This window comes from Burkholderia aenigmatica (assembly GCF_902499175.1).
Classification (GTDB): domain Bacteria; phylum Pseudomonadota; class Gammaproteobacteria; order Burkholderiales; family Burkholderiaceae; genus Burkholderia; species Burkholderia aenigmatica.
On record NZ_CABVQC010000076.1, the window covers coordinates 24724 to 43779 of the forward strand.

18 protein-coding genes are annotated in these 19056 nt (G+C 57.2%); 1 reads left to right on the forward strand and 17 read right to left on the reverse strand.

All coding sequences use genetic code 11. The features are described 5' to 3' along the window. Positions 1-12: 12 nt before the first annotated feature. The 14 genes from BDO18943_RS35940 to BDO18943_RS36005 form a co-directional block, all read right to left on the reverse strand. Positions 13-303, reverse strand: a complete 291-nt coding sequence (locus BDO18943_RS35940; RefSeq protein WP_025496640.1) for a hypothetical protein — start codon at positions 301-303, stop codon at positions 13-15. Between the two features lie 37 nt (positions 304-340). Continuing rightward, positions 341-1555 (reverse strand): type IV secretion system protein, encoded by a 1215-nt coding sequence (locus tag BDO18943_RS35945; RefSeq protein ID WP_235996276.1) that lies wholly within the window; start codon positions 1553-1555, stop codon positions 341-343. A 158-nt stretch (positions 1556-1713) separates the two neighbouring features. Then, positions 1714-2499, reverse strand: coding sequence for a conjugal transfer protein (locus tag BDO18943_RS35950; RefSeq protein ID WP_089454648.1), 786 nt, complete (start codon positions 2497-2499; stop codon positions 1714-1716). 27 nt (positions 2500-2526) lie between these two features. After that, positions 2527-3288, reverse strand: coding sequence for a conjugal transfer protein (locus BDO18943_RS35955; RefSeq protein WP_089454649.1), 762 nt, complete (start codon positions 3286-3288; stop codon positions 2527-2529). After that, entirely contained in the window at positions 3281-5815 is a 2535-nt protein-coding gene (locus tag BDO18943_RS35960) for a VirB4 family type IV secretion system protein (protein ID WP_089454650.1), read from the reverse strand. The genes BDO18943_RS35955 and BDO18943_RS35960 overlap by 8 nt, the downstream gene beginning before the upstream one ends. Next, a complete protein-coding gene (locus BDO18943_RS35965) occupies positions 5809-6129 on the reverse strand; it encodes a VirB3 family type IV secretion system protein (RefSeq protein ID WP_042975973.1) in 321 nt (106 codons plus the stop codon). Before BDO18943_RS35965 ends, BDO18943_RS35960 begins: the two co-directional genes overlap by 7 nt. 10 nt (positions 6130-6139) lie before the next feature. Next, a complete protein-coding gene (locus tag BDO18943_RS35970) occupies positions 6140-6499 on the reverse strand; it encodes a TrbC/VirB2 family protein (RefSeq protein ID WP_235996277.1) in 360 nt (119 codons plus the stop codon). Further along, entirely contained in the window at positions 6450-7502 is a 1053-nt protein-coding gene (locus BDO18943_RS35975; RefSeq protein WP_089454651.1) for a CpaF family protein, read from the reverse strand. The genes BDO18943_RS35970 and BDO18943_RS35975 overlap by 50 nt, the downstream gene beginning before the upstream one ends. Positions 7503-7630: 128 nt before the next feature. Then, positions 7631-8224, reverse strand: a complete 594-nt coding sequence (locus tag BDO18943_RS35980; protein ID WP_235996279.1) for a DUF4400 domain-containing protein — start codon at positions 8222-8224, stop codon at positions 7631-7633. A gap of 44 nt (positions 8225-8268) precedes the next feature. Then, complete coding sequence (locus tag BDO18943_RS35985; protein ID WP_089454653.1) at positions 8269-8892, reverse strand: hypothetical protein; 624 nt, start codon at positions 8890-8892, stop codon at positions 8269-8271. A 35-nt stretch (positions 8893-8927) separates the two neighbouring features. Further along, complete coding sequence (traD, locus tag BDO18943_RS35990) at positions 8928-10817, reverse strand: conjugative transfer system coupling protein TraD (protein WP_089454654.1); 1890 nt, start codon at positions 10815-10817, stop codon at positions 8928-8930. Continuing rightward, positions 10814-12982 carry a MobH family relaxase gene (mobH, locus tag BDO18943_RS35995; RefSeq protein WP_025647502.1) on the reverse strand — a complete coding sequence of 723 codons (2169 nt, stop codon included), beginning with the start codon at positions 12980-12982 and terminating at the stop codon, positions 10814-10816. Before mobH ends, traD begins: the two co-directional genes overlap by 4 nt. A 220-nt stretch (positions 12983-13202) precedes the next feature. Beyond that, positions 13203-13757, reverse strand: coding sequence for a FlhC family transcriptional regulator (locus BDO18943_RS36000; protein ID WP_025647500.1), 555 nt, complete (start codon positions 13755-13757; stop codon positions 13203-13205). Positions 13758-13759: 2 nt separating this feature from the next. Beyond that, complete coding sequence (locus BDO18943_RS36005; RefSeq protein ID WP_235996278.1) at positions 13760-13972, reverse strand: hypothetical protein; 213 nt, start codon at positions 13970-13972, stop codon at positions 13760-13762. Positions 13973-14438: 466 nt separating this feature from the next. On the opposite strand from BDO18943_RS36005, the gene BDO18943_RS36010 reads away from it, so the two are divergent. Continuing rightward, positions 14439-15119, forward strand: coding sequence for a helix-turn-helix domain-containing protein (locus BDO18943_RS36010; RefSeq protein ID WP_025647495.1), 681 nt, complete (start codon positions 14439-14441; stop codon positions 15117-15119). Here the strand turns inward: BDO18943_RS36010 and BDO18943_RS36015 are convergent. The 3 genes from BDO18943_RS36015 to BDO18943_RS36025 all read right to left on the reverse strand — a co-directional run bounded on the left by BDO18943_RS36015 (position 15067) and on the right by BDO18943_RS36025 (position 18958). Continuing rightward, complete coding sequence (locus BDO18943_RS36015) at positions 15067-15771, reverse strand: hypothetical protein (RefSeq protein WP_025647493.1); 705 nt, start codon at positions 15769-15771, stop codon at positions 15067-15069. The genes BDO18943_RS36010 and BDO18943_RS36015 overlap by 53 nt on opposite strands. A gap of 131 nt (positions 15772-15902) precedes the next feature. Further along, complete coding sequence (locus tag BDO18943_RS36020; protein ID WP_025647491.1) at positions 15903-16976, reverse strand: DUF7146 domain-containing protein; 1074 nt, start codon at positions 16974-16976, stop codon at positions 15903-15905. 59 nt (positions 16977-17035) lie between these two features. Further along, on the reverse strand, positions 17036-18958 hold the full coding sequence (locus BDO18943_RS36025; RefSeq protein ID WP_175025940.1) for a VWA domain-containing protein: 1923 nt from the start codon (positions 18956-18958) through the stop codon (positions 17036-17038). Positions 18959-19056 lie beyond the last annotated feature (98 nt).

Genomic DNA, 19056 nt, shown 5'->3' on the forward strand with positions numbered 1-19056 from the left:
CCCCACGAGTGACTAGAAGAGAAGGCGGTAGATGAAGGGGATCGCTTCCAAGACGGTCCACAAGATGAGCCCACCGATCCCCACGAGAAAGACAACCGGCTGCTCAATAAGCGTCCGCGCCAGCGTTACGCCGATCGCACTTGGGACGGACTCCCGAACCATTGCGTGCAACTGGCTTTCCCTCGAATCCCATTCCTCTTCTGTATCCGGACCCGCGCGAAGCATGTGTAGCGTTTCCACAAATGCTTCTCGAAAGGTCCTCTTCGTCTCGCGTTCGTCGCCTTCTGCCCCGGTGGTGCTCATGCAATTCCTTTCAAGTGCCTATCAACAGGTCGATAAATTAGCGCTTGGACGTACTGCCACCGCGTGCTTGCGCCATGGTTGCCCGAACACCGCCGCCCGAGGCCATCGTGTTTCTGGACCCACTACTCCCACCGCCACCACGGGCCCCGCCACCGCCACCCCGAATCCGGTTTAGCGCAGCCTGGCCGGCCGACTTGAGGCCTTGACCGGCCGCGCGAGCACCTTTACCCGCAAGCTGACCCGAGCGCTGGGCGGCCGAACCAAGGCCCCTATGCGGCCCCCAGTTCTTCACGCTAGACCAGGCGCTAAAGCCCATGCCAACCCGCGAACCGCCTTGGAGCAGGCCCATCGCAATGCCGTTGATTTCCGACATCATGTAGGCGATCACCAGAGCGAGTACGACCAGGACCACATACAGAATGACGTTCGTGGCCGTCGCCCCCTGCGCAACGGTCGTCATGGTGGTCATCAAGGTGTTGGTCATCTTGATCATGATTGCGCCGACGATCTGCATCATGCCGGCGCCAATCATGTACTTCAACCACCCATCGAACAGGAAAGTGGTGTACGGCATCAGGAGCCAAGGCACCATCACGGGCGCAACTGCCAAGCCGATGTATACCTTCATCTGCGAGAGGATGTAATTTCCTGCCCACAACGCCGCGGCGCCAGCCACAATAACGGTCGTCGCCAATTTCAGAATCACAATTGCGAGTCCGGCGAGAATCGAGCCGAGATCGAAATCACCGATCGTATGGAAGAGCGACGAAAACCAGTTGCTCCCACTCGACCCCGACGACGTCGAGCTTCCGTCCGCACTTGCCCAAAGACTGGAGATCGCGGTGAAAAAACTCTTGAAGCCACCGGACAAATTTGTACCAGCGCCAAACTGGTTTGAAATTTGGGAGAAGGTCTGCGTAAGCGCGTTCTGCGAGCTCGAATTCAGGCACGCCATCACAATGCCGAGCATTAGGATCTGGATGATGATCTGCGCGAAGACCTCACCCAAAGACTCGCCCTTTAGCATTCCAGTGATCGCGGTCCAGACGAACATCACGCTGAAGAGCACCCACTCCAGTTCGGCACCATCCGCAGCCAAGGTACCGCTCATATTGCTGAAATTTGACTGAATCGTGCTTTCCAGTTGATTCAGATCGTTCGTCACCTGGGAGACGAAACCCGAGTCCGCCGCGGAAATCGAAATCCCGGACGAGCCTGAGCTCTGCGCGAAGGTCGAGATCGAGAAAAGCATGCACGCGATAAACGCCACAACCGATAGCAGCCAGAATATCCCGGCTCGGTCGGACGATCTTTTCGATGATATTTGCATACTCACGCTGAACATACCGGCTTCCTTTGAGACATTTCGCCTAACTGCCACTCACCCGCCTGCGCACCAGGCGGGCCCCTTCAGTTCGTCGATCCGCTGCCGGAGGTCCTGTAGATTGGCGAACCGTTCCTCAAGCCGTTGACCAGTGAGCTCATGTTTCCGTTGTCCGTACTGATGGTCTGGTCGATCGATTGAAGTGCATCGTTGTTGCGCTGCTTCGCGATAGCCTTGTTCATTTCTTCCACCGCTTTCGCGCTACCGTTCGTCGACTGGAGTTGCTGCATCAGTTGGGCGTTCTGCATGACAACCCGGTTCATCTGCTGGTTCATCAACTGCATCGACTCGTGGATGCCCGATGTTGTCGGGATCTGCGATTGCCACTGCTGCGCCATCGCATAGTCCTGCTGGATGGCATTAAGCGTACTGACCTCGTTCTGAGCACGAATCTGCGCAGCACCAATACCGTTCTGGATATCCTGCTTTTGCTTCGCCATAAACTGATCCCACGTCATGTTGCTCAGCTGGGCGGCCGAGAACTGAGTAGCGATCTGGCTCGACATTCCGGACAGGTTGCCGTACAGCGAATTCAGCGAATTAATGTAGCCGTTGATATTCGTCAGATTGAGGTTGCCGACGCTCTTCAGCGTGTTCAATGCCTCCGGACCGATCGATGCGAGTTGCTTGACCTCATTCTCATACTGAAGGAGCTGTGTCGAGTACTGCTGTGCAGTCTTGAGAACCGATTGGACCGTTTGCGCCGCCGTCATCAGGTTCTGCGCGTAGTTTGACGGATCGAAAACAATGTACTGGGCAAACGTCGTCGTCGAAGCGAACATCAACAGTACGGCACCAAAAATCTTTTTCATGGCTATTCCTTTCGTATCGTGTGAGAACTACTGCAGGCCGTTGATCAACGACTGGCTATTCTGGTTGTCCTGCTGAATGGCGCCATTGAAAATAGTCCGTGCCGCAGCGTCCTGATTCCTTCTACCCAGTTCATCGACCTCGCTATTCGCCTTGAGTGCGCCATTCTTGTCGACGAGCATCTTGATGATTTGCGAGTTTTGCATGAGCACTCGGTTCATCTGGGTATTCAGCAACTGGACATCTTCATTCGTTCCCATCGTGGCAGGAATTCGAGACTGCCACTGCGCTGCCATCGCGTAGTCGTTCTGCACTGCTTGAAGCATCGCGGCTTCGTTCTGAGCACGAATTTGAGCCGACTGGAGACGGGCCTTGATCGCAGCTTGCTGAGATGCCAGATATTGAGGCCACGTCTGTCCGGACAGTTGCGCTTCCGTGAAACGGTAGTTCAACGCAGTCGACACATTCTTCAAGTCACCAACGACGTTCTGCAGGCTGGACACGTAATTGTTCACACCCAGCAAATCGGCAACGGTGGCCCCGCCCAACGCAGCAAGCTGCTGCGGATTGATCGCCGCCAACTGCTTGACTTGCATCTCGTACTGCTGAATTTGCAACGCATACTGTTGCCCTTGCAAGATCACTTTCTGGGCGGTCTGCGCGGCTTTGATAATGTTCTGCGAGTAGTTGGTCGGATCGAACACCAAACCGCCCGTGAACACTGGCATACCGCCGGCGTAACACGAACCCGAAAATAGGACAGCCAGGAAAGCTGCGACGACTTTATTCATTTTTTGCGACCTCCCCCAAGCGCACCATTTCCTCGATGTACTGTTCTTCCCAATCCGGCACCAGCTTGGCCCGGAACTCCTTGTATTTCTGAATCGCGAGTTGATCCGACCGAAGGCACGCCAGCATCTCCGGCGGAAAACGGACGTTTGCCATGCGCGACATACCCTCCGGATTCACAAAGTAGTACTGCACCTTCCGCGTCGCTGTCCGGATGCGCTCGATCTGCTCGTCGTTGAGCTGGAACTTGTTGCGATACAGGTCCAAGTGGGCCATCACGCTCGGGTTCGGCAGGAAAATCCGGTTCTGAATGTTGTCGATGATCGTGGTGAAGATGTCGCTGTCAGCGATTTCCTTAAGCGACTGTGTAGTCATCCCGACTATTGCGTTTTTCTTGGCGAGTGTGCGCAGCCAGTTGTCGAAGCGCTCACGCAGCTTCTTGTTCTTGAAGAGATACCAAACCTCCTCGAGGTAGATCAGAGTCGGTTTGATCCCTTGCTCCGGATCAAGAACCAGCATCTCATCGATGCAGAAGAACGCGTAGTCGATAAAGACGGGGGCCAGGATCTCATCCTCGAGCAGCCCTCCCATCTCAACGTCGGTGAAAGACGACAGCTTGAAGTCATCCTCCGAACTATCGAAATGCGGATATGTGCCACCGTCCTCAAGCCAAGGCTGCAACTCCTTGTACAGGTCGTTTGAAATCGCCTTCATGAAGTCCGCGAGGCGCGACAGTCGCCAGTTCTCCGCCGGCTGATCGGCCAGCATGTTGAGCGCCTTGTTCATGTCGAGCTCGTCTTCGGTCTTCCACTCGTACTGCCGAAGAGTCACGATCAACTGCAACCAACGCATCAGCCATCCTCGCTTAGTCGGATCGTTCACGACGCGCAGGGGATTCATGCGAGGTGCCTTGCCCGTGCTGGGGTTCATGTCGATATGCTTCGCGCCCTGAAGACCCGAGGCGACATAGCACGAGTAGTCCTTATCGAAGATCAGGACATTGCACGGGTGATACTTGAAGAACTGCGAAATCAGGAAATTGAGCAGCGTCGTCTTACCCGAACGTGACGGGCCCACCACGAAGAAGTGAGGCAAGTCCCCTTGGTGGAAGTTGTAGTTGAATGGAACGTTGTGCTCGGTCGGCAAAAGTGCCAAAGCCGGAATCGGCCGCTGCAGTTGCCCCGACAGGTGCGAGTTTCGACGTTCACCGGTCCGAATCGCGCGGAGTTGTGCCAGATCCGCGAGATTCCCCACGTTGATGAAGCCCCATCGGACGATGTTTGCCCATTGGCCCGGCAAGGTCGCCGTGAACGCCGAAAGCGCGTACATTCGCTCGCGGACCACCTTCGCACCGACAGCGGTGCGCATCGTGCTGCCGACGTCTTTCAGCGTCTGCTCCATCTCTTCTTCGGTATCGCCGTAGCAGAGAATGGTCATGTTGTAGTGCCCGTAGGCACGGTCGAGCGCCGTCAGATCTTCCAGCGCAGACGACGCGTCTTCGGCCAACGCGAGTTTGCCGGCATCGATCTTGTCCGATTCCGTTTTCGTCATCTGTTCCACCAAATGCGTCGTCCAACGCTTGGTGCTGGCCATGAAATGGTCCTGCGTGGCCTGAATATACTTTTTCGCGCGTTCGTTGCCCCAGAACTCAAAGCACTGGCTGACGGTAATTTCACCGTCAATTTGCAGTAGCGGATCAGTCACGCCCGGCGCGATGATGTTCGGCCAGTTCTTCACGCTCATGGCGCCCACGTAGCGCGTGACGTCGCCCTCGAACTCAAGGTGCTTTTTCTTCCGTCGAAGCGTCGAGTCCGGCAGGTACGTATTGAGGTAAACCGGAATATCCGGGATTGCCACGCGGTGGTGATCGTTCGGCGGGCTCACACGCTGGTGCATGAACGTCATCAACTCGTTGCTCTGCAGTCGGCGGAAGCCGAGCGAGTTCACCGTCGTTTCGAACTCTTCGAGGATCTGGCGAAAGTGAGTTTCGTGTGCGTCAAACTGCTCGAACGCGAGCGCCGCGTTCTTCTTCGCCGAAGTGGCGGAGAACAGGATCGCACTCAAGGCTTTGAGCATCCCAACCTTGTGCCGATCCATGTGATTCGTCAGCTTGTCGAAAAAGCCGCCCGAGCCACCGAGATTGCGGTAGACCACTGCAAAATAGTGCCGGTTCTCGTACTGCCGCTGGCCGAACAGGTGTTGTTTCCACGACAGATCCAAGAACTTGCCTATCGCCGTCGGGAAATCAGCGTCCGGATAGTACTCCGTCCGACGGCGGTCCATGATGGACCAAACCAGGATATGTTCATCAAATCCCTTGAGAGCTCGCTCAAAGTTTTCGACAAACCCATCCGTTTCGATCGGGAGACGGCCCTCGGCATCAATACCCGCAACCTCGTACACGACCATCATCGATCCGTCGAGGTTGAACACCATATCTGCGGCGTTCATACCCATCCACGGTACGAGTTCCGAAAAACTCTTTACCGATTTCAGATATGAGCCGAGGACTGCCTTGATACTCAACATAAGATGTCACGCCCAAAGCCATGCGGCCGTTTGACTTTCGATTTCCGATCGATCCGGACCCAGGGGTCATAGACGTCGGACTGTCGGCTGTACTGCGTGTAGATCAGGAAGATGTTCTCGTCACGCTTCGTCAGCCACACCAGGAAAAGGTGCACTGCTACGCAAAACGGGAAGTACAGCCAGATCCGCCACACTCCCAACATTGCGATCGCGATCGCCAGGTGGACTTTTGCGAGGCGCTCTTCCACCCCGGCGATCGTCTTGATACGCATCAGGGACGAGTGGATTACTGTGGTTCGAGGTTCGTAATCCATCTCATCCCCCTTACGCGCCCGAGCAGCCGCTGCCCGTACCGCCACCGTCCGTCTGGATCGCTCCGAGCCACGTTGCCGCCTGCAGCGCGATCGAGATGCCGACAATCACGGCGAGACCACGACCGACCCATCCACTGACTTCGCCTGCCGCCCACATGATGCCGAGGATCACCACGATGATCCCGGAGATCGCGTAGCCGACTTGGCCCGTCATGAGGTTGAAGAAGTCGCACAGGATGCCGGTAATCGGCAGCGTCAGCGTCGCGAAGGCCTGCGACGACGAGACCAGCGCGACAGCCAGCAACGACCCGAGTACGACCCTACGCTGCTCGGGCGAGCTCGCCTTGATCGCCGCCGAGCATCGGGACATCAAACGTTTCATATCTGCTACTCCTATAGATGAGAGTGGTTTTGTACTCTTTCGACTGCCGATCAAAGCCGTCGACCTTTACTACTTCTGCCACGATCCGGTCGTCGCCGACCAACTTCATGAAGACCATCACCTGGAATGCACTGGCAATTCGAGCCTGAATGCCTTCCCGGCTATCCGGAGCATCAGCAGATTGCGCCACCATGTCCTCGAAGCGAGTCAGGCCTTCCGCACCGTTATTCGCGTGCAACGTCACCAACGGACCTTCGTGGCCGGTATTGGCCGCCTGAAGAAGATCGTTTGCTTCAGCCCCGCGGGCCTCGCCGAGCACAATTCGGTCAGGGTTTTGCCGCAGCACGCTCTCCAGCAGGCGTTTAGCGGTAACCTTGAGCTGCGGGTTGATCTGCAACCGCACGTTGTTCGGCGACTTGACGACGAGTTCCGGAACCTGCTCGATGGTGATGATTCGGTCGTCGGGCGGAAAACATCCCAGCAGGGTGTTAGCGAATGTTGTCTTGCCCGAACCCGTACCTCCGACTATCGCGACGCCGAGCCGACGACGTACCGTATCCACAAGAATGTCCGCCACTTCCTGGGGCAGAGCTCCCTGTTCGACCCATTCGGACATCGCCTTGACGATCATGTTGTTGCGACGAAACGCGATGGTCGGGCCATCGACCGCGACCGGCGGGAGTGTTGCTTCCACACGAAAACCGGGCAGCTTCGTACTCACGATCGCGTCTGCCGATTCGTTGCTCACCTGGATGTCCGAATTGGAAGCGAGAAGCGTAATGGCGGCCTCGATCTGGGCGGTCGAGATCTTCGCCCCGCTGCAGAACTTCTTCCCACCCTGCTGAACCCAGACATCGTCCGGGCGGTTGATCATGATGTCCGTCACGGTCACATCATCGAGCCACTCCCGGATCGTGCCCAAACAGTTCATGACCATTTCGAGCAGACTGTTTCGGCCACTACTGCGGCCATCTCTCTTCAAATCGCTCATCGTTGTCCTCATTTTGACGACGCGTTACAGCCTCGCCCTATTCAGTCATTGCGTAATCTACCCAAGCTTCCTGTCAGGAACTACCCGGAAACGCAACGTAAAGCGGGGGGGTTTCCCCCGACAATTGCTCAGGAACCGAAAATGCGCTGCGAGTTGGAGAGCATCACCGCCACAGGAAGTGCCATCACGAGCGCCCAAATCGGCACAAACAGAGGCGTCACCGGGATAGGTGCCACGAGGTACATCACTGGGAAGAAAACGATCCAGAGAAGCACGTGCGCAGCCAGCGAGAAAGCGCTGGGATTCTGATAGGCAAATTCGGCAAGCTTTTTTGCACGGGTCATATAGCCGTCGACCACGCACGCGATCAGGAAGGGACCAACGAATGCGAGCCAGTGCCACACGATAAACAGCCGGATCATCATCCCGTAGAGATTGATCACCATCGAACCGAAGTACGAGTTTGTGACCGTTCCAAAGTGCTTGAGCGCTCCGCTCAGGGCATGTGCCTTCCTGTAGTCAGCTTGAGAAAAGTGAGTTTTGTTCAGGTCCGTGATGAACCCGGATTTCACGAAGGCGGTGCCATAGACACTTTTTGCGCTGTCGACAATAGTCTCGGTCTTTTCATCCCCGAAGACCGCCCTCGTCATCTCCACCTCGCGCGAGATCCGGTCAAGACCGTCTTGTACCGAGACGATCGCCGGGACGGCAAGGATCAGCACCAGTGTCAAGAGGATCCAAAACTTAAGATGTATGCCCCACTTCATCACTGTCTCCCAAGTGCTCGAATATCCAGCGAGCCGTTCGGCAGCTCACTGACCCGACCGATGTCCTTGGCCGTCATAATCCGACTACACAGCAGAAAGCGATTTCCGACGAGCACATCAGGCTCCGCCTGCGGGACACGGACGAATCGCACTTTCTGAAGGCCAAGGCGCCTTGCCCACGAACCAATGGGTTCCTCGAAAGGCGGCCATACCCGGCGGTTGCCTGCCTCATCGAAACCAACGGCGCTGTACTCCATGGCAACGTCAGCAGAGAGCGCCAAAGATTCGAGAAAGGCAACCATCGAATCGGTGCTTCTCCGTGAAGTTTCATAGACTTCTACGAAGCGCTCGATCGCGCGCTGGATCGCCTCTTCCACCAGCGACATACCCACCGCGCCCGGGTAGCGATCAGACAGGATTTCGCAAAACTTCATAGCCGACTGCTGCAGCGTTGGCCACTGCAAGAAAATCGGTTTGGCCGCGGCCTTTCGCTCGGTCGAACGAAGTACATTCGACAGGATCACATCACCCTGCTTGCAGATGCTGGACACCGGCACTTCCACAGCGCCCTTCGTTCGCCTACGAAATTCCATGCCTGACAGATCGATAACCTGCGATTCCATAACTCTCTTTCAATCGATTTAGTGTGTCCAACTCGTCACAGAACGAGCTTCGGAATGCGTCCCTTGACAACCGTCCCGCGGTTCCAAACGGCCATGTAATGCAAGTCCGGCAATTTGCTCATCAACGTGATGGGGAACAGGTCGACCAACTCCTCGGATACTGTCTCGCTGATCGACCCGCCGAATTCAATACCGTGGTCCTCAGTCTTCGAATTACGTCCGTGGCTGCGCGAAATCTTCTTGATGTATGTTTCGCCAATCTTCTCGGCGATGATCTTTTGCGTTTCTTCGTCCTGCGTTGCGCCCGCAATCAGGTTGTTGAAGTTGCCGATCATCCGCTTTGCCTTGACCTCCGAACCGAGCTTGTCGGAAAGGTCAGCGAACGTTTGGCCGCAAGCGATGATGTCGAGGCCGGCACCACGGCCTTTGTTCAACTCCTGAATCACCGGCTCGCACATGACATCGCCCCACTCGTCGATCAAAACGACGATGCGGGACTTTTCCTTGATGTTCTTGTCGTAGTTGTATCGTTCACCTGCAACGGCCTGCATATCGGACAGGAGCGCCGCCGCGATCGAAGAACCCACTTCCGGATCGCTCAAAGAGTCGAGCCCTGCGTAGAAGATGTACCCGCCGTCGACGATCTTTTTCGTGTCGAAGATCGGCCGTGGATCGTCGATATCGTCGTAATCCGGGCTGAGTAGCCCTTCGAGCTCGCCTGCCGTGAGTTTGGTCAGCAAAGGCAGCAACAGCACCATCATCTTGGCGAACCATTCACGGTTCGAGCGCACGGTACTGATCAGGCCTTTGATTTGACGTGGCTGATCGTTGAGCGGGATTTCGGATTCGAAGAACTCCACGTAGGCGCGCAACTCGGCTGAAGCGCCTTCCATATCATTGTTCTTCTTGCTTTCCGGCTTGTTGAATTTCGCGATCGCGGGCGCAACTTGCGCTTCCCACCCCGGGACGTTCTGCCTGAAGAAGATGCGCAGCGCTTTTTCCAGCAACTTTTGCGCGCCATTGAGGTTCTGGATCGCATCGAGCAATGAAGACCAGGACGGCCTCGTGCCCGTATAAATCAAGGCCTGGGCAACGTGATTGACCTGCATCCACACGAACGAGCGGAATGACTCGTCCCCGTCGCTCGGGATGAGTGACGAGATTCGCGACGCCACTTGAGTCTCCCGGTCCCAGTTCTTGAGCGTGTCGATACGCACGGACTCCGACGGAAAAGCCGGATGAAACGTGATGACCTTCTCCGGTCGCCCCGACAGAGTGCCGGCGTTCTTCGCGATCTCCTTCAGATCGTGATCCCCTTTAGGATCGATGATGATGATCGTGTACCCGCGCAAGGCAAGCTGATAGACGAGCAGGCTATACAGCGTCGTCTTGATCGCGCCCGTCGTCGCCAGCACCGCGGTGTGGCCCTGCATCGCCGAAAGCGGCATCAACATGTCCGACTCTTCCGAGAGCCCGTGGATCCACTGGAGGCCTTTCGCGTTAGTGGGGTCGAGCTGCGGTCCCTTCAGGCCGCGAGCCTTGAGAAACCACTTCGGGGGATACACGGCCGCTAGATCCCGCTTCATAATCTCGGTTGCCTGTTGGGTATGACTAGGCTCCCAGCGATAACCCCAGCCAAGCCACAGGTTGTCCCCGAACTTAGGAAGATTGACCCGAACAATATCGGCCTTCAGAAACGTGAAGGGCTTGCCCGCAAGATTGGCTTTGAAGTTCCAGATGCTCTGCGTTTGTTTGGCTCGCCAAAGCATCATTGCGGCTGACCCGGCACCCATCCATACGAAGGCGTTCGTGTGAACATCGGACGCTAATGCGATGCCCGTCATCGAGGCAAGCGACACGCCCCACGCGACCGCCGATCGTGCTTCATAGGTCGGCCGGAATAAATTCTGGTAGTTGATGATCATTGGATGATCTCGAGATACTGAACGGCGTGTGACGCCAAGACGAGGCACGGCGTGTCTTTATCCGAGCCCGGTAGCTTCCGATGGTGCTGCTTCTTTCCCGGATTGGAGGGGTCGACGTAGAGCATGTTCAGGTAATCGAGCTCCTCAATAACGGCCGGCAAAGGGGCGCCAAGGGTTCCCGCGTATTTGAAGCTCACGCACAAGCCATCGCGGTCGAGCAAGAACTTGTCGTTGAACTCACCCGATCGATAGTCCGCAATCAAACGCCCTAACGTTTCGCCAAGGAACGGCTTCAACTTGCGACGGAATTGCTCGGGCAAAAGCTGGACGTATGAGAACTCGGCCTGCTCGGCTGGTGCCGGGAGCTTGGCTTGTGCAGCAGCATCTTGCCTCTGAGCGGCACCCCGATTCCCGGCGCCCGCCGACGGTGGAACTTCCTTTTGCGCAACTGCTGCGCCGTCATCCCCGCCCGCCCGCACTTTCTTGCTGCCACGCCCCTCCTGCGCCGCTCCTGAATCGGCACGCCTCGGCGTACTTGCCGCGATGCCGGGCGTCCCGTTAGCGCTTGCAGCCTGATCCACCGTGGCCACCTCACCGTCCGGTTTTGCAGCGGGTGGTTTTGCACCCTCTGCCACACGCTCCGCGATCGCCTCTTCTGCCGTCCGCTCGCCCAATTCCGTCGGATCCAGCGTCCGCATCGCCGACCGGGACTGAGCTTGTTGTTGCATCAGTGACGTCAGCCGATCCGGTGCTTTTCCGGCCGGTGCCGGAGGCTTCGGACCCTCGCCCGGAGTGGAGATGGCCTCAGCCGGCGCGGGAGTCTGGGGAGACGCCGGCACTGGGGACGCCGGAGTAGTTGGTGTCGCCACAGGCATTTGCGCAACGCTTCCGCCACTCGGTGCTGCGACCGGAGCAGCAGCCCCGCCCGCCAGCGCGGTAGGTAGCGGCATTAGCTCGATGTCGCCGAGCAGGCTGAGCGGGTTGACGAGCTTTGTCGCGACGTACTCTTTGCCGTTGGGAAGGACGACCTTCCAGTACGGATCGCGGTCCACCTTTGCCGCAAAGACCTTCGCGTTCAGCAGGGCCTCCGCGAGCGTGTTTGCCTCCGTCGGCACACCCTGAATTCCCTTTTGCGCAATTTCTCGCGACAATTCCTCCGCAGCCTTCTTCCAGATCACGAACAGCCCGTCCGCCCCGAACCACACGCGGCCGCCATCCTGGTTGATCTTCCACTTGCCATCTCGGATAAGCGTCCGCATCGCCTCGAGCAGATGGGGTTCAAGATGGTTACCCACGACCATCGTGCCGTAGTAATCCGGCCGAACCGCCTTGTCGCGATCCAGGACGCGCTTTCGAATGCGCGCGACGAGCTCGGCAACGGAGTTTTCGTTGTCTCGGGCCGCACCAGTCGCAACGGAGAACACGATCGGAGCGATCGCCGGCGAACCGGCTTCGAGGTATTGGAGACAGCGATCGGGAACGATACGACTGATCATCGCCGACACCTCGCCCTTAGCCGATGCGGTCTCAAAGCGCGGTTCGGGTTGCCAGGAAATGTGATACCGGTCAAAGCCGCCTTCACTACACCACCGATGCAAAGGGAGCAGGTACTTGGGCCATTGAGCGCCGTCGGGCCCACTGACGATCAAGGACGCAAGCGGCCGGTGCAACTCTGAGCACACCCCGGCCAGGAACGCTGCGTAGCGCCACCGCGGCTCGAGCTTATGACGACGCTCCACTCCTTCGGTCGGGGTGAAAATCACCCCCTCAGAGGCCTGCAAGCAGTAGAAGCCCATCTCCAGCGAAAGACGGAACAGGCCACCGGCGCCCGTGTGCGTTTCTTGGCGAGAAGCTGGAAGAAGGTGGATGTACTCGGCAAGGTTCCGAATCACCGACAGGTACATGTCGGCGAAATCAGCATCGGCCCCCCCCGCCACGGTGCGAATCCGTGCAACCATGGCGGACTGGCTTTCCACAATGCTATCGACCGGCAGGACCTCAATGCCCGGATCGATAGGGGGATAAACGGGAACACGCGACGCTACCGTGTCCACACGAACTTTAGACGCGGTATGCCGTTGGAGAACAACCGGCGCGACAGCCGGGGCTTCCTGCGACGTCTCGTCCGATCGGCCTGTCAGCCGCTGTAGGATTTTTTTGAGCATAAAAAAAGTCTATGCTCTGCCACCTACCCGAGAAAGCGCGAAACGTTCGTCAAAAGAACAGGCTTTCCTCGCTATACGCTTCTTGACAGAAATCTGAGACGGATTGTGTAGTCCACCCACCAAGATTCAACTATTCTTACTGGTGAGAAAGAAGATGCTTACAACTTCCGAAATTTGATGCAGAATAGTGGGAGCTGCGCGAGCAGCCGGAAACAATCACTTACCCCGCTTGATGGAATGTCGCAAGAACGCGGTTCCTGTGGCGCTTTCGAGATCCACCGAAGTTCCCGTTGTTGCACACCGGGCACATCACGGGTTCGTTTCGCTCATGCACATGATGGGATGAGCAGCAGGCGCACTTCGTGAACCGAAGATCGCCCGTCTCGAACCCGCGCACCAGAATCAGCGCCCGCTCGAACGAGAACTCAGAACTCTTTTCCGGTTCGGAGCTTTCAAGAAAGAATGCGTAAGCTTCGATCAGGGAGTCGATGTGGTGAGCTCCGAGTTCGCAGAGGCGTATGTAGGCTTGAAGGATCAGGCTGCCTTTGAAGCGCCAGCCTGGCTTCTGCAAGAACGCGTAGTCCTGCGCCGGAGACATGCCCGGCTTGGGCGTACGACCGGTGAGCTGGGTAAAGATTTCGCGGAAGGTCTGGATGTGCACACCGCCACGAGGAGACAGTAGTGCCTGCATCGTTTTGGGACGGGCGCCGAACTCGCACAGCCGCTTGAGCCTCTGCTCGTGCTCGATGTAGAAGCGAAGCTGCAGATTTTTCATGATCAGCCACGCAGCGCAATGACGTTCTGGACGGTGGACTTCGGCGCCGACTGAACGGTCACAACCTTGAGGAGATCCGTGAACTGGTTGTCCACGAAAATTGCCTGGTTTGCATCCTTCACCTTCTCAATAAGAACTTCGAGCGGGGTCGAGAGAAGGACATCAACGGCTTCGCTGCTCAGCTTGTAAACGAGCATGGCGCGCGTCTGATTCATGCGAACCGCGTTCCAGCGATTCTCGACAGCCTTTACGTTTTCAAGCGCGGCAAGCTCAAGAATAGGACACATTTCTGAAACCCTCGATCGTGGTCACTGGTCGATAACCTTTACTTAATATCCTTTTTTGGGGAAACAACTTCTTGACAGGAAGTGTTCCTGACGGGAATCTACCCAAGTCCGCGATGGAATGCAAGCGTCAAGTCCTTTATGCTCGTCAATGTTAGGTACCGCACTCGACAAGACTCAAGTTCTTCCTTACCGTGCCGTTAACTGTTGGTCGATTTCGGACGTCGGCGAAGTTGGGCGATCCGACGACCTGGACAAAAAATCCGCATGTGCCGATGGCTTGACAAAAACGCTTGACAAAATGGATTCAGAGGTATCCGCCCTCGACTTTGTCGTCCGGGGTAACTGACCTGCGGCATAATACTCAGCAGAAAACTCACTTTTTGGGTGCGCCACCATGGAAAAGAGCGGCATCGACGCCGTCAGGCAGACGTTCGGGAAGCGTCTGCATACGATTCTTGACGCAAGAGGCCTTCCGACTACCGGTTTTGCCCGGAGTCGGTACATTGCCGACTTAATTGGGGTCACATCGCCGACGGCATATAAGTACTTGTCCGGCGTGTTCGTCCCGAGCTATGACATCCTGATCGAACTGTCGAGACGTCTAAACGTCACGCCCGACTACCTGATCGGCGTGGGAAGCGTGAACAGCTACCTCCTCTACGATCCCTCCGGGCACAACCCGATTCAGATGTCTTTGCCCGAACGCATCAAGGAATTTTCGACCATTGGTTGGATCGGGCTGTTCTTCTATTGGAGCGTTTCCGCCCGAGAGGCAATGGATCTCCTCCAAGCCGGTGACAAAGTTGTCTACACAACCCAGAATCTGGGACTTGAGGCCGATCGGCATTACATCGTCCAATATGATGGATTGATGTACATCGCCAAGCTAAAGGCCTTGGTGACACAAACGGATGGCGCTTCTCAGTGGGAGTTCTCTTTCGAGGACAACACCGTGATACAGCTGGCTCAGTCGGACATTGGCTTTGGATATGCCGCCCATCAGGCGTCTCAAAGCCTCCACGTCATCGGATCGCCGGTGTATCGCCTGCCTGCTGGGCATGCTTTCCCACGTTGAAGTCCGTGTAGGCGGTGACAAAGTATCCGTCGTCGCCCACCACGAACACCCAATGACTCTCCGCGTGGTATAGCTTGGTGCTCCCACGCTCTGGATTCCGAATAGGCGACATTCCGGCCTTTGCGACCCGCTGCATCTCCTTCCAGGCGACGACCGCGCTGACATGATTCAGCCGTGCGCGGAACTGATCAAAGCTGTGCTGCCGCACGCCGACCTTACCGTGCCCCTTGACGTCCAAGAAGAGCTTGAGCGGCTCAGATACAGACAGATGCCGTTCACGGGTCTTGGCGCCCTCACCCACCCACGAGCAGTCCTTCTCAACGTTGAGCGGGACTTCAAGGAATTTCGTCAGAAGCAGCACCGCGTACGGATAAAGGTGCGACTTCTTGCTCCGGCCGCTTCGTAGATCCAGGATCGTCGGGTTGGAGATCGTGATCTCGATGCTCGATCCGCTCCGATTGTCTCCCATCAATTGGACCTCCTCGACGAGGTAGTGCAGCGCGCTCAACTCCGCGACAACATCCTTCTCGGCAACATCGGCATCCACCGTGACGTAAACGATGCCTTGTTTGCGCCCGAGACGCCACGTACACACGAAGCGCTCTTCTTCGGCTTGAGTATGGATGGTAAGACGATCGATCTGATTGCTCATTGAATATGCCTGACGTAATAGCGACAGGATACTGGTTGCGAACAGGCTTGCAAGGGGATGTCCGCGCCCCCATAAAAAAAACGCCGAGGTTTCCCCCGGCGCCTCCCGTTCAGGTCGTTTCCGACCTATCTTCATGACCGCTTTGGTAGCGAACGAACAAAGTCCAGCATGTCCGTTCCGGCCTTGGCTGGTGCGTACTTGATCACTCGCTTGCCCATCGCCTTCGCACGCTCAGCGAGCTTCTCGCCTGCCTGGAAGCCACGACGAACTCCCCGACTGTCGGGAAGATCATTGTCCTGGTAGATCCGCAGCAGATCGATGTCGTCCAGCACGGAGAAATCGAACTCCTCCATCCCGCCGGCGTCGACCATAGACCAGCAAGTTTCACGGCGAAACACCCGGACAGCCAGGGACGTTTCGATGCCCTCCGCAACACTCAGTTCCCGGCTAGTCGGAGCGTAGAGTCGAATGGCCCCTCCCTTAATTTCCAGAGAGAGTTCCTTCTTCTTCACGCTCGATACAGGGGCCTTCGCACCATCCTCCGTGAGGAAGGTGCGATGGATATTGCAACAGACACCATCCGGTCCTTGGATTGCCGCCACCATGCCGGGGAACTTCCCGACAAGAACAAACTTCTCGTCCTCGTCCTTTTCCCAATACGGCAGCGCAGGGTGAAACCGAAGGACAGCAGGAATATCAGCCGGATCAAGCTCGGGAAGGCGACCGGTCAGATACTTCCAGACCGGGTCACCTACCGAGATTCGCCGAGCCTCGTTCCAAAGCTTTACGTGGCGAGCCTTGCGTCGAGCAAACTCTTCCTTGCTCATCGGCTCGCCAGACCGGCGCGGTGCATCTGCACTGCGTGGACGTACCGGAGACTCGGGCAACCCCGCCCCAAGCGACTCCAGCACCCAGCGAACACGTTGCATGAACGTCTTTTCAGGGAATACCACGCTCAGCAGCTTGAGGCCGTTGCCGCCGCCGCATCCGCGGCAGTAGTAACTTCCATCACCGTACTTGTCGGTAAAGGCATATCGGTCCTTGCCTCCACAAAAGGGACACGGACCGTTTCGCTTCAGTCGCAGATACTGTTCGTCCAGGCCGGCCACTTGCAGCAAGTCAGGCCAACGATCATGCGAACGCGACTGAGCTTCGGCGACTTGCCTTTCATTTTCAAGCCGACGCTCGAGCACATCAACACTCATCGTCTACTCCTTTTGCTACAGCAGTTGAAAAAACCGGGGGATCTACCCTCGGGCCTGGCCTACGCCGCCTTCTTCAGAACGAGCTGCTTGCGAAGCAGCTCGAACATCTGGGTCGGCAGATCTGCAACCTCCGTGATACAGATGCTGTTGGGAATCACACCGGAGATATCGAGGCCGATACCAACACCCATCACCTCAATACCCCAACGCTGACACGATGCAACCACATCCACCACGCCTTCCCTGCTGTCCGGTACACCGTCGGTAATCGGCAGAAGAATCCGCCGGGTCGCCTTGGTCGACAACAGCGAGTACTGGCCATACAGCATCGCGTCTGCGAGCGGAGTGTTGTGGCCGTCCGCGCGAACCGCCGCAATCCGGCCTGCACGTTTCCTCACCGTCTCGCCGAAGCGATTCAGCACAAGAACATTCCGATCGCACTCCTCCGATCCGGCTGGAAACGCGGACGTAGCCACCTGTACCCCATCGATTTGCCCGAGAGCAATACCGAGCGCGGTGCATGTATCCATCGCCAACATCATCCGCTCCTCCTGTCGCATACTTCCGGAACGATCGAGAAGCAGATGAATCGCCACGTCGATGCTGGTGCGCGATGACTCCCGCTCGAAGATGTTCAGGTCGCCAGTCGACAGCCTGAGAGCACCCAGATTGGAAAGCCGTTCACCCGCATACGCATCCCAGCTTCTGGTTTGCGTCACCGCTTCCAGAGCCGTCGTCAATCTCCGACGCAGCGCGATCGACTCGCGCTTGACGCGCTGGACGATTTCGCCGTTGTCATCGATCTCTTCCGTGAACGGGATCGCGTTCGACAGGACGGGAGGCGCATCCGACTCGTCTGCCATCCCATTCAGCATGCCCTGAACTATTTCCCCGAGATCCTCTCCGGGGTTATAGCCAGCGCCTAACGCCACACGAACTTCTCGCGACGTCGCTTTCTGGGAAAGGTCCAACGACGACGCGCCCGAATCATTCACCTGGTCCTGCTGCTGCCCGTCGTCGGCCAAGGCGCACGCGCCCGTACCGTCTTCAGTAGCAGAGACAGAGCCAGGTTCTTGACCCGAACCATCACAGGATTGCAAATCGTCGCCCGGCTGCGAACCGTCACCGGGTTGCGAACCGTCGCCCGGCTGCGAACCGTCGCCAGGATCAGATGCAGATCCAGCGACGCTTTCCGGCTTAACACCGTCAGGCTGCGATTCGGCCTTACCGCCGGCGTCAGCAGAACCACCTTGTGTCGAGGACGGATCCTCGGCCGCATCGGAATCAGCGTTCGCGAGACCTTGCGAAGCGTCTCCCTCTTCGGTCGACGTCGCACCATCATCCGCGGCTGAATCGTCACCGTTGGCGCCCGCCGAGGCAGGCTGATCCGAAGCAGGAGCAGACTGAACGTCACCGTCACCACCGGATTCACGGTCTTGCCCGCTGTCCTCGGGCTGATCGCTATCGCCGCCGGATCCTGCTTCGCCGGTAGGATCGGAATCAGCCTTCGACGAATCCCCGTTGGCATCATCCTTACCGCCGTCTTCCGTGTCGCTCGAATCTTGATCCGGCTCCGAGTTCTCCTCTGCATACTGCTGCAGGAGCGAAACGGCCTCGACAGCGATCCGGGCGGCATCGGCCGACGTGTGTGCGAATTGAACCTTGCTGATGACCGTCAGATATGCGTTCGCAAAAGAACTATCGAACGCACTCGTAAGCCATTGCACTGCGATCGCCTCACGAGCCTCAAAAAAGGTTCGCTTGAGCTGCCGCCAGTTCAACGTATGCACCGTCGCGGTAATCAGAGCTTCAGCCAGATCGGAGGAATTCGACATTTCGCGAAGCTGCCCGTCTTTCGACAGGGTTTCGCGCATTGCCATAAAGATCCGATTGGCACCAGGGTAGCGCCGCTCCACCAGACCTTCAATGCGCACGTCCTCGAGCGCGTTGTAGATCCGAAAAGTGAAAGCCGGGAGGTCCATCGCCGCAACCGACTCGAAGTCCCCCGGCGGTCGGTCAAATTCCTCCGGGTATGGTCACTTCAAATTCCCCCACCTGACGACCGTCGGCTGAGCCACTA

What these genes read in the sequence shown, in the direction of transcription:
- BDO18943_RS35940 (WP_025496640.1), bottom strand. Translation starts at nt 303, where the DNA reads ATGAGCACCACCGGGGCAGAAGGCGACGAACGCGAGACGAAGAGGACC.
- BDO18943_RS35945 (WP_235996276.1), bottom strand. Translation starts at nt 1,555, where the DNA reads ATGCTTTTCTCGATCTCGACCTTCGCGCAGAGCTCAGGCTCGTCCGGG.
- BDO18943_RS35950 (WP_089454648.1), bottom strand. Translation starts at nt 2,499, where the DNA reads ATGAAAAAGATTTTTGGTGCCGTACTGTTGATGTTCGCTTCGACGACG.
- BDO18943_RS35955 (WP_089454649.1), bottom strand. Translation starts at nt 3,288, where the DNA reads ATGAATAAAGTCGTCGCAGCTTTCCTGGCTGTCCTATTTTCGGGTTCG.
- BDO18943_RS35960 (WP_089454650.1), bottom strand. Translation starts at nt 5,815, where the DNA reads ATGTTGAGTATCAAGGCAGTCCTCGGCTCATATCTGAAATCGGTAAAG.
- BDO18943_RS35965 (WP_042975973.1), bottom strand. Translation starts at nt 6,129, where the DNA reads ATGGATTACGAACCTCGAACCACAGTAATCCACTCGTCCCTGATGCGT.
- BDO18943_RS35970 (WP_235996277.1), bottom strand. Translation starts at nt 6,499, where the DNA reads ATGTCCCGATGCTCGGCGGCGATCAAGGCGAGCTCGCCCGAGCAGCGT.
- BDO18943_RS35975 (WP_089454651.1), bottom strand. Translation starts at nt 7,502, where the DNA reads ATGAGCGATTTGAAGAGAGATGGCCGCAGTAGTGGCCGAAACAGTCTG.
- BDO18943_RS35985 (WP_089454653.1), bottom strand. Translation starts at nt 8,892, where the DNA reads ATGGAATCGCAGGTTATCGATCTGTCAGGCATGGAATTTCGTAGGCGA.
- traD (WP_089454654.1), bottom strand. Translation starts at nt 10,817, where the DNA reads ATGATCATCAACTACCAGAATTTATTCCGGCCGACCTATGAAGCACGA.
- mobH (WP_025647502.1), bottom strand. Translation starts at nt 12,982, where the DNA reads ATGCTCAAAAAAATCCTACAGCGGCTGACAGGCCGATCGGACGAGACG.
- BDO18943_RS36000 (WP_025647500.1), bottom strand. Translation starts at nt 13,757, where the DNA reads ATGAAAAATCTGCAGCTTCGCTTCTACATCGAGCACGAGCAGAGGCTC.
- BDO18943_RS36005 (WP_235996278.1), bottom strand. Translation starts at nt 13,972, where the DNA reads ATGAATCAGACGCGCGCCATGCTCGTTTACAAGCTGAGCAGCGAAGCC.
- BDO18943_RS36010 (WP_025647495.1), top strand. Translation starts at nt 14,439, where the DNA reads ATGGAAAAGAGCGGCATCGACGCCGTCAGGCAGACGTTCGGGAAGCGT.
- BDO18943_RS36015 (WP_025647493.1), bottom strand. Translation starts at nt 15,771, where the DNA reads ATGAGCAATCAGATCGATCGTCTTACCATCCATACTCAAGCCGAAGAA.
- BDO18943_RS36020 (WP_025647491.1), bottom strand. Translation starts at nt 16,976, where the DNA reads ATGAGTGTTGATGTGCTCGAGCGTCGGCTTGAAAATGAAAGGCAAGTC.
- BDO18943_RS36025 (WP_175025940.1), bottom strand. Translation starts at nt 18,958, where the DNA reads ATGGACCTCCCGGCTTTCACTTTTCGGATCTACAACGCGCTCGAGGAC.